Annotated in this window: 4 protein-coding genes and 1 pseudogene; 3 read left to right on the top strand and 2 right to left on the bottom strand. The window is 70.7% G+C overall.

Annotated features, from left to right (window positions below; genetic code table 11):
* A pseudogene (locus MFF42_RS12030) lies at positions 1 to 443 on the bottom strand (squalene--hopene cyclase); the annotation flags it as partial.
* 85 nt (positions 444 to 528) lie between these two features.
* The gene (locus MFF42_RS12035) at positions 529 to 1,029 is read right to left on the bottom strand and encodes a TetR/AcrR family transcriptional regulator (RefSeq protein ID WP_238255957.1); all 501 of its coding nucleotides are present in this window, start codon (positions 1,027 to 1,029) and stop codon (positions 529 to 531) included.
* Between the two features lie 141 nt (positions 1,030 to 1,170).
* Between MFF42_RS12035 and MFF42_RS12040 the strand changes: the two genes are divergently transcribed.
* The 3 genes from MFF42_RS12040 to MFF42_RS12045 all read left to right on the top strand — a co-directional run.
* Positions 1,171 to 1,521 carry a DMT family transporter gene (locus MFF42_RS12040; protein WP_153876219.1) on the top strand — a complete coding sequence of 117 codons (351 nt, stop codon included), beginning with the start codon at positions 1,171 to 1,173 and terminating at the stop codon, positions 1,519 to 1,521.
* Between the two features lie 35 nt (positions 1,522 to 1,556).
* Complete coding sequence (locus MFF42_RS26370) at positions 1,557 to 1,688, top strand: hypothetical protein (RefSeq protein WP_283206872.1); 132 nt, start codon at positions 1,557 to 1,559, stop codon at positions 1,686 to 1,688.
* Between the two features lie 52 nt (positions 1,689 to 1,740).
* A partial coding sequence (locus tag MFF42_RS12045; protein ID WP_238255958.1) for an efflux RND transporter periplasmic adaptor subunit occupies positions 1,741 to 2,868 on the top strand: 1,128 nt, incomplete at its 3' end.

The raw sequence follows: 2,868 nt of genomic DNA on the forward strand, positions 1-2,868 counted from the left end.
ACCGGCACGCCGCGCCAGGGGATGGCGCCGTAGAGGGCGAGCTGGATGCGGGTGAAGACGTTGGCACATTCCGCCCCGCCGTGGCCGAGGATGGCTTGGCGCGCCCGCACCATGTGCGGCGCCTCTGGGGCGTCGCCGATGGCCTTCAGCGCGCAGTAGGCCTTCACGCTGGCCGAGAGGTTGAACTCGCCCGCATGGAACATCGGCCAGCCGCCGTGCTCGCCCTGGATGCGCCGCAGGTAGACGCCGATCCGCGCCTGCCGCCCGGGGGTGATGCGGTCCATATAGTGCTCCAGCAGCACGTACTCGGCCGGGATGGTGGCGTCCGCCTCCAACTCGAACACCCAGTGGCCGTCGCGGTTCTGACGGCGGCCCAGGGCGCGGGCGGCGCCGGCGATGGCGCGCAGGGTCTCGGGCGCGGAGAAGCGAGGCTCCGTGGTCATGGGCATTCCATTCGCGTGCGGTGCGTGTGGGCTTATCGGCGCGATGGCGCGCGCTCGTATCTGAACCCAGCGGGGCGGGGTTCGCTCAGACCAGCTTGAGGATGTCGTCGAACACGTCGTCCCAGCCGGCCTGGTCCAGGTCGATCAGGCCGAGGCCCCGCAGGAAGAAGGCCCCCTCCGCGGCGAGGAACGCTGTACGCACGCGACGCCCCGCCTCGGTGCCTGGGTCGATGCGCTCCAACCACGCGGCGTACCAGCCGCGCGCCTTTTCCATGTGCTCCGGCGATTGCAGCAGGCTCACGAGCATGCCGGCCATCTTGGTCTGGCTCGCCTCGTCGACGCGGGCCGACGCCCTCACGTAGGCGCTTGCGCGCTCCAGATTGGTCGCGTCGGGCGGCGTGTGGCGCGCGACCTCCGCGTCGAAGCCTCTCATCCAGCGCTCGGCGATGGCGGCGAGCAGGTCGTCCTTGCTGCCGAAGCAGTATTGCAGCCCGCCCTTGGTGATGCCCGCGGCCTTGCAGACGGCGTCGAAAGTGAGCGCCGTGGCACCGTCATCGCGCACGATCCGCTCGGCGATGTCGAGCACCCTGTCGCGGTCGATGCTCCTCGGACGCCCCATTCCGAACTTCCCTCTTTCAATTCCGTACAAATGGATTTAATTGACCGACGGAGCGGAGGCAAGCCCGGCTGGGCGGCCCAGAGACGCGAGATGGAAGCAGAGCGCACGATGTCCGCATCGACCATCGCCTACGCCGCCCTCGGCGCCGCGATCGCCTGCGAGGTGGCGGGCACGACCCTGCTGCAGAAATCCGAGCAGTTCACGAAGGCCGCGCCCACGCTCGGGATGGCGGCCTGCTACACGGCGGCCTTCTTCCTCATGTCCGTCGCCCTCAAGACGATGCCGCTCGGCGTCGTCTACGCGATCTGGAGTGGGGTCGGCATCGTCGTCACCGCGCTCATCGGCGCCGCGCTGTTCAAGCAGGCCCTCGACGTGCCGGCGATGGTCGGGATGGCCATGATCGTCGGCGGGGTCGTGGTGATGCAGGCATTCTCCGCGACCACGGGGCACGGACCGTGACGAGCGCCCCCTGCCGCAGGAAGCCGCCCGAGTTCGTGCGCCGCAGGCTGCTCGACTGCATCGCGAACATCCGCCGCCAGCACGCCGGTCTCCTGCATGCGGCGGACGGGCCGCCCCCGGACTGGGCGGCCCTGCGCAGGCGCCTCCGGGCGATGCCGCCGGGCTGACGGCCTGCCGACGGCACCCGCCCACTCGTCTTCAGACAAGGACCTTCGAACCATGACTTGGCGTGATCATCGCCGCCTGCCGCTTCTCGTGTTGATGCTGAGTGCGGTGCTGACCAGCTGTAAGCCCGCGGCGAACGACCCGGCCGCCGCGGCGGCGGAGACGCCGCCGATGGACGTGTCCGTCGCGACGGCCGAACCGGCGACAGTGCCGCGCACCTACGACCTGCCGGGACGCCTCGCCTCGACCCGCGTGGCGGAGGTCCGTGCCCAGGTCTCCGGCATCATCCGGGAGCGCGCCTTCGAGGAGGGCAGCCTCGTCAAGAAGAACGACGTGCTCTTCCGCATCGACCCGGCCATCTACAAGGCCGAGGTCGATGCCAAGGCCGCGGCGCTCGCCAAAGCCGAGGCGACCCGCGTCCAGGCCTCGAAGCAATCGGAGCGCACGGAGACGCTTCTGGAGCGGCAGGCGGCCAGCACCGCCCAGCACGACATCGCCATTGCCTCCCTGCGGCAAGCCGAGGCGGACGTCGCCAGCGCAAAGGCACAGCTCGACCGCGCGAAGATCGACCTCGATTACGCCACCGTGCGGGCCCCCATCGCGGGCCGCATCGGGCGCGCCCTTGTCACTGAGGGCGCCCTCGTCGGGCAGGGCGACGCCACGAAGCTCGCCGTCATCCAGCAGATCGACCCGATCTTCGCCGACTTCAACGCCTCCGCCTCGGACCCCGGCGAGCTCACCGAGCGCGCGGCCGGCAAGGAAGAGACCGAGGTTCGCCTCGTCCGTGCGGACGGCACCCTGCACCCCGATGCGGGCCGGCTGCTGTTCACGGATGTGAGCGTCGATCCCGGCACCGGGCAGGTCTCCCTGCGCGCCGCGTTCCCGAATCCGAACGCCGCCCTGCTGCCCGGCACCTATGTCCGGGTGCGCGTGGCGCACGGGATGAAGGCCGACGCGGTCGTCGTCCCGGCCCAGGCGATCCAGCGCTCCAGTGCGGGCGAGGCGCAGGCCTACGTCGTGCAGGACGGCAAGACCGCCCTCCGGCCCCTGCGCACCGGACCGCTCACCGACGCCGGCTGGATCGTCGAGGAGGGCCTCAAGGCCGGCGAGACCGTCGTCGTCGAGGGCTTCCAGAAGATCCAGCCGGGCATGGCCGTCAACCCCGTCGCCTGGACCGGCGGC

Origin of the sequence: Methylorubrum podarium, assembly GCF_022179745.1 — a bacterium.
Lineage (GTDB): Bacteria > Pseudomonadota > Alphaproteobacteria > Rhizobiales > Beijerinckiaceae > Methylobacterium > Methylobacterium podarium.

Bases quoted from the DNA above. Each gene is read 5' to 3' on its own strand.
- MFF42_RS12040 (WP_153876219.1), top strand. From the start codon at position 1,171: ATGTCCGCATCGACCATCGCCTACGCCGCCCTCGGCGCCGCGATCGCC.